Source organism: Paraburkholderia sp. RL17-373-BIF-A (assembly GCF_046030175.1).
GTDB lineage: Bacteria > Pseudomonadota > Gammaproteobacteria > Burkholderiales > Burkholderiaceae > Paraburkholderia.
In genome coordinates this window covers 1-6,159 of sequence record NZ_JARESO010000134.1, presented here as the reverse complement: position 1 = coordinate 6,159, position 6,159 = coordinate 1, and the positions used below count along the sequence as shown (strand labels likewise).

Genomic DNA, 6,159 nt, shown 5'->3' with positions numbered 1-6,159 from the left:
CATCAGCCGGCAGGTGGTGGGCTGGTCGATGCAGCCACATATGAAGGCCGGGTTGGTCACGGATGCACTGCGCATGGCATGGTTTCGGCGCCGCCCCGAAGCCGGCGTGATTGTCCATAGCGACCGTGGCAGGGCAATGTCAAGTTGACTGCGCGAGCGGGTAAAATGGCGGGATGAAGAAGATCAAGTCGCCTTTTCACGGTTTCCGTTTCCCCGCATCGGTCATCAGCTGCGCGGTACGTTGGTACCACCGCTTCAACCTGAGCCTGCGGGACGTTGAGATGGTACGACTGGGCCGGTGTGCAACTCCTCAGCGCAAATTAATGAGGACACCTTATCCAAGTGGGAACCCATAATCCGTTTTTTGCTTAACTTGACAAAGCCTGGAAAACGATATGCTACGTACCAAACTCTGTGAGAAGCACGTAGCCTAGAGTCCAGGTCGAAGCCCTGCCAGCTACGTCGACTGGGATCATCCCTTGATCTGGCCGCAGTCCGAGACCGTCACCATCGTATAAGAGTGTACCCAGATAGGTACTGTTTGCGCACTGAGGCTGCAGAAAACGCATCGGCCCGTAAGCTGAATATGTCGCATAGAATTTCGTCCATGTCGCCCCCTGACAATTGGCTTGAGCCTCGCTTAACAATTTGTTTGGAAGCGCCATGCTCGTTGACAAGCCCCAGTTAGCTAGCACACCCGATACGGAACCACCCAGTATCAGGAAGTGGGTTCCGCTAAAACCGGGCATGACAGCCGTGTTCGCCACGTCGAAGCGCCCGATGACCGATCGGTATAAACTTTGGCACGTAGCGTAGTCGTAATTTCCCGTCAACGACCTCGTCCCCGGCGCGGGACTCGGATCGCCGGGAGCGGAGCCGAAGCTATAGCCTGAGGTATAGCAAGTATTATTATCGGTGCCTCCCCCTGCAGCCGAGCTTTCGATCATTGAGGCACGAGCGCTATTCTGCCCCAGACCAAGGTAACTGATGCTGAAAACCGGATAGACGATGCCATTGATGGTCTTCGTCACCACGCTTGCATCGCCCTTGTCCTTGCCAACGTACGTCACCTGTGCGGACGCGCCACCAACCTCGATAATGCCGTAAGGTGTCGCGTGATCCTGGAACGTGTTCTTAAGGTGGTTGACGCTCGCCCAAGCGTACAGCCCTTCTTCCTGACCAGAGATCGTTCCGACATTGGCCACCGTGTAGTGGGAACTACTAATGCTTTTTGTAACGCTATCGTAAATGGCGGTTGCAGCGCCCCTCGCGACGGAGCGCATGCCAGCCGTGCCCAGCACGCTCACACGTACATGACCTTCCTGCAGATGGTTGCTCCTCAGATACTGGGTAAGCTGATCGAGCAGAGGCTGGACACCGTGCGGACCGGCTTGAGCCGGATTGCCAGCATAGCTCGATAAATCTGGAATGCTGATCGAAGTGTAATCCAGCAGGGTCTCGATCGTACCGAAGTCGTTGCTCGGCACACTCTTGTATAAATAAATTCGCGAACCACTACTGCCAGCATCGACGACCGCGGAATATGTCGGAGTGGGCGTTGCCCCGGAGCCAGAACTACCGCCACAAGCACCGGTTAGCAACGCGCTGACTGTAAGCAATACAAATAGTCTCATCGTCGGTAGAGTTGGACAGCGTGACCTCTTGAATTTCATCTCTCAATATTTACCAGTAGAAAATAGCGTCACCGGCTCACTTCACCGACTTTGTCGCAACAAGATTCTGGCATTTCCCAGCCCTTCCGACTTATCCGCATAACAGATCAGAAGCGCGTGGATGAACACACAGCTTCCTTGCCGCGGCAGCCCCAGATTTATTGCACCAACGTCTGCTTCATGATCGTGAACTGATACGAAGATGGAGTAATGCGGAGATCGTACGATGCCCCCCATCCATGCCCCGCTCCCCATAGCGTGGCGCCAACAAAACCGCCTCCGCTACCAACTGCAGCATTTTTCTTCATATAAGTCATGAAGTCCGCCAAAATAGCCGGGCAATGACCGCCGGTGTCTCTATTTGATGATCCGAGCTCGGTGACGATTGCCTTCAGGCTTTGCGCCGTCAGCCACTGTGAGAAAGCGCCCACATTAAATCCTGCGTAACCTGTAGTGGACAGGCTCGTTTGACAACTGTCTTGAGTACCTGAAAAGTTCGCGTCGAAATATTGATGCACACTTAGCACAACGTTGTCGTTGTTCGCGTTGAACATCACGCCCGCATTCTGGAGATTTTCTCTTGTAAAAACCTCGCCGTTCGACGGTTGATCGCTCTCCCGAAGCAACCACGAGTGCAAACCGCTCCAGCTAGCGCCCTCGAGCAAAATCTTTCCCGTGAACCCGCTCTTCTGCAACGCGACAGCCACTGGTACTTCGGTGTCGAAAACTTGACGAGGTGTCAGAACCTCGTTTTGACTGGCGGCAGGCTCGTTCACAACATCAAACATCAGATAGTCTTCTCTTATTTGCGGATTTTCTCTGATCTTCGCGAGTATGTCTTGCCAAGCCTTTATGTAATGAGCACTGTTCAGGTCCCGCGTACCATCTGGACACGCTTTGACGGTATCCATGCAACCCGATACGTGCTTGCCGAACTCCGAGTAATGGAGATAGGCGTGCAAATCAAGTATTGTATATATACCCGCACTGGTCAGCGAAACAACGGTCGGTTCGACGTAGCTCTTCCAGTAAGCTTCGTTGAAGATCCACGTCGGGTTTTCCAAGGAAGACGATTTGTCCAGAAGCTCGAGAAAACCCCAGCCGATCGGAAAGCGTACGGTATTCATACCGGCTGAGACATAACCTTCTCCCTTTCCATTGTTCATGTCAGAAAGATCGAGGCCTGCGAGGTCCGGCACTGAACTTGGTGCTATCGTTTTGCCAAATTCAGCGCCTGAAAAATTTACCCCGACGTAAGGGAGTTGTCGGTTCTTCGCAACCGGCCTAAGAAGCTGGCTATTATACATGGAAGAAAGGGGGACGTACTTTAGCTTCCCGGAAATTACACCGTTCGCATTCTTCGCGGGATCCACATACTGTATCTTGCCGTTTGTCCATGGCGTGAAGCTAACGCCAGTGGTTGCAATTCCAAGATATCCGACATAAGGATCCATGCTTACATCGCAACCATTCAATCGCAGATCAGCGTCGTACCAATAGGGATTGCCCCACGACAATACGGCAGTTTCTCCAGGCAGCACCTTTTTATACGTAACTTGCCCTCCCGACTCGTTCTTGACGCAAATTACCGGTCGGCTATGAAAATACCCTGAGGCTGCAGGATCCAAGGTACCGTGGATCTCATTCGTCACGCTAATAGCCGCGTTGGCAATATTTAAGTGCAGAGCAAAAGAAGCTCCCGTGATGATGTATCTTTTCAAAACTGACTCCCTAAAATAGAACAATCGCATCGAGAGCGTTTCGTTTGGTGGGGTGGTGCGCGCCCGGGTGCGGTAGTGGCGAGGTCGGGCAACCGTGTTTGAAACTGTTTTCACCGGAACGCCACACTCGCGTGCCGGCGGCACCCCACCAAACGAAACGCTCTCGTTATCGACGGTCGTCTTCGTCAGGACTTCGAACGGTGGCATCCCGGCTTTACCGCCAACGACGCAACCGTCCAACTCATCGCCTGACCCCACCAAACGAAACGCTCTCCCGCGCATTCGCGCGATCTTCAATGCGCCGGATCGGGCTGAAGCCGAACGGCTCCTGAAACAGGCCATTGAGGCGTGGGCCACCGACATGCCCAAGCTTGCGCAATGGGCTGAAGACAATCTACCCGAAGGCTTCGCTGCCTTTGACACGCCCCAGGCGCATCGGGTACGGGTGCGCACCACTAACGGTCTTGAACGAATCAATTGCGAGATCAAGCGACGCACGCGCGTCGCCTCTATCTTCCCGAACACCGCTTCCTGTCTGCGTCTTGTCTCTGCCTTGTTAGCCGAGTGTGACGAAGAATGGGTAACCGGTAAAATCTATCTCAGCATGGCCGCTTGACCTGAGCGATCACCATGGAATCGCGTGATCGGTTTTACAGAAAAAAGTTGCACAACCGAGGATCTCTTATCTACATGAGAAGACATCATCCGTCTTGCGTAACTTGACAAAGCACTTCATACAGCCGGTTTAGAAGGCTCTCAACATCTCGCGTGCAGCCTCCCGGTCATCTTCACGTAGCCGCCCGATCAGGCCGGCGAGCACCACTAGGGGCTCTTGCCCAGCGCTCACGCCGAGATCGCGAACAGCCGCCACCACACTCCCGAACGCGGCCAGCTGGGTATCACCACATAACGACCCGATTCGGGCGGCGAGCTCGGCCAGGTGCCGTGCCCGGTCGGCCACGTCGAGTTCGCAAACAGCCCTCAGCAAGCTGTCGAAGGCGACGAGTCGGTCAGGCAGCCACCGGATCTGGCCGCCGAGCGCGCTCAGGAGCAGGCCCCGCGCGAGCCCATCAAGGTCGAGAACAGCTGCCAGCAGCCCCTCGAAGGCGCCAGACTGGTGCCTGTCAGGCAGGGCCGGGATCCGGTCGATGAGCGCCACGAGTGGCCCGTTCCGCTCCTGCGCCGGAAGCGACTGGATGCGCTGGAGGAGTGCCACGCCCTCGGGCTCCCACTGATTCACGTTTGCTGCGCTTTCTCGCAACGTATCGGGCGTGTCAAGATGAACATCATCGCCCGCGAACGGTTGGCTAACGTTTTCCAAGCGTGCTCTCAAATCCTTAAGCGTCACACCATCGATCGGCTCAAACTCATGAGCACCCAACGTAATCTTCAGCCGATTGACCCCTCCATGAAGATTATAGGAAACCGTCAGCTCTTGACCATCAACCTGCACGGAAACCGAGCTTGCCTCTGGATTCGCCTGGATCTCCTCACGGAGGTGCCGCAGGGCGTCGTCGACAGCGGCTTTTTTCAGATCCATTTTGTGGGATTTGACAAGGGCCTAAATCCCGAACGTCAGTATCGAAAGAACCAGATCCCCGGCTCCTCCCGCATTACCGAACTTCGCCCCCTGCATGACCATATCCGCGAATCCGGTCTCTTCATTATGAAGACCAACCGTGTTGAAAACTGACGAGAACGTATTCGTTGTGACCATTCACATGGCGATATCGTACGGCAATTTACTTCTGGATCAAGATGAGGCAGCAGGCACGCATGCGGCCTTTTGAACCGTGGAAATCCAAAATCGCAAGGGCTAGAAAACACACTTACACTGCCTGACTGGTCCCGCGCAATCACTTTGCGAAAATATCCTTTTCCGCCCCGATACAGGCCGGTGGTAGCGGGAATCGAACCCGCATCCAGCTTCGAACGTGGAGTGGGCACCGTGACCTTGCCCAAGGCTTTATATCTTGCCGCATGCGCCACCGTCGGTCTTTCGTGGTTGTGCAACTTTTTTCTGTAAAAACGATCAGACCATTCCATGGTGATGCTCAGGTCAAGCGGCCATGCTGAGATAGATTTACCGGTCATCCATTCGTCGTCACACTCGATCAGCTAGGCAGAGACGAGATGCAGGCAGGAAGCGGTGTTCGGGAAGATCAAGGCGACGCGCGTGCGTCGCTTGATCTCACGATTGATTCGTTCAAGACCATTAGTGGTGCGCACGGCTCTGTCAAGTTGGCGGGCGCAGGCTATCGGTGTGGATAAAGAGCAGTTGTCCTTATCAGATGACTTTCTTTGCTGCGGCAGTTAAAGTCCAGCCATGCCATGTGGCGAAGCGTTCCTGGAGTACGGCGCGATGACATGCCGCGTTCATTTGATGCCGGCGCAACGCGAAGTGCTGCCGGATCATGCCGAAGCATGAGAGAAACGCCTGCGTGCGACGCGCATCGCGAAAGTCGCACATCTGGCGTTCGCGCCTGCGGGTCGGCTGGCGGTTGTTCTCGGCAAGGTTGTTCACGCGTGCGGCCGCCTTGACGAAAACGTGCTTCACGTGAGCGAGCTCGGGAATGTCAGCCTTCGCCGCCGGATAGCTGCGCAGCTGGTCAGTAACGATCTTGCGCGGCACCGGGTTTGAACGCAGCACCCTCGGAAGAAGCGCCTTGCCGCAGCCTCGTCGCGCCGCTTTTGCACCAGCACGTCGAGTTCGGCACCATGCTCGGCGACCGCTCGCCACAACAGATACGGCTCGCCGCGCAGCC

Annotated in this window: 4 protein-coding genes and 4 pseudogenes; 3 read left to right on the top strand and 5 right to left on the bottom strand. The window is 55.3% G+C overall.

Going from position 1 to position 6,159, the window contains the following annotated elements; genetic code table 11:
- A pseudogene (locus P0D80_RS48180) lies at positions 1-145 on the top strand (DDE-type integrase/transposase/recombinase); the annotation flags it as partial.
- Positions 146-173: 28 nt separating this feature from the next.
- Positions 174-299: pseudogene (locus P0D80_RS48175) on the top strand (IS6 family transposase); the annotation flags it as partial.
- Between the two features lie 99 nt (positions 300-398).
- Here the strand turns inward: P0D80_RS48175 and P0D80_RS48170 are convergent.
- Entirely contained in the window at positions 399-1,634 is a 1,236-nt protein-coding gene (locus tag P0D80_RS48170) for a hypothetical protein (protein WP_408295330.1), read from the bottom strand.
- A 197-nt stretch (positions 1,635-1,831) separates the two neighbouring features.
- The gene (locus P0D80_RS48165) at positions 1,832-3,394 is read right to left on the bottom strand and encodes a glycoside hydrolase family 5 protein (protein WP_408295327.1); all 1,563 of its coding nucleotides are present in this window, start codon (positions 3,392-3,394) and stop codon (positions 1,832-1,834) included.
- A 259-nt stretch (positions 3,395-3,653) separates the two neighbouring features.
- On the opposite strand from P0D80_RS48165, the pseudogene P0D80_RS48160 reads away from it, so the two are divergent.
- Positions 3,654-4,010, top strand: a pseudogene (locus tag P0D80_RS48160) (transposase); the annotation flags it as partial.
- 129 nt (positions 4,011-4,139) lie between these two features.
- Here P0D80_RS48160 and P0D80_RS48155 read toward each other — a convergent pair.
- The 3 genes and pseudogenes from P0D80_RS48155 to P0D80_RS48145 all read right to left on the bottom strand — a co-directional run.
- Positions 4,140-4,934 (bottom strand): hypothetical protein, encoded by a 795-nt coding sequence (locus P0D80_RS48155; RefSeq protein ID WP_408295324.1) that lies wholly within the window; start codon positions 4,932-4,934, stop codon positions 4,140-4,142.
- Between the two features lie 578 nt (positions 4,935-5,512).
- On the bottom strand, positions 5,513-5,707 hold the full coding sequence (locus tag P0D80_RS48150; RefSeq protein WP_408295333.1) for a transposase: 195 nt from the start codon (positions 5,705-5,707) through the stop codon (positions 5,513-5,515).
- Positions 5,682-6,159, bottom strand: a pseudogene (locus P0D80_RS48145) (DDE-type integrase/transposase/recombinase); the annotation flags it as partial. The pseudogene P0D80_RS48145 and the gene P0D80_RS48150, both read right to left, overlap by 26 nt.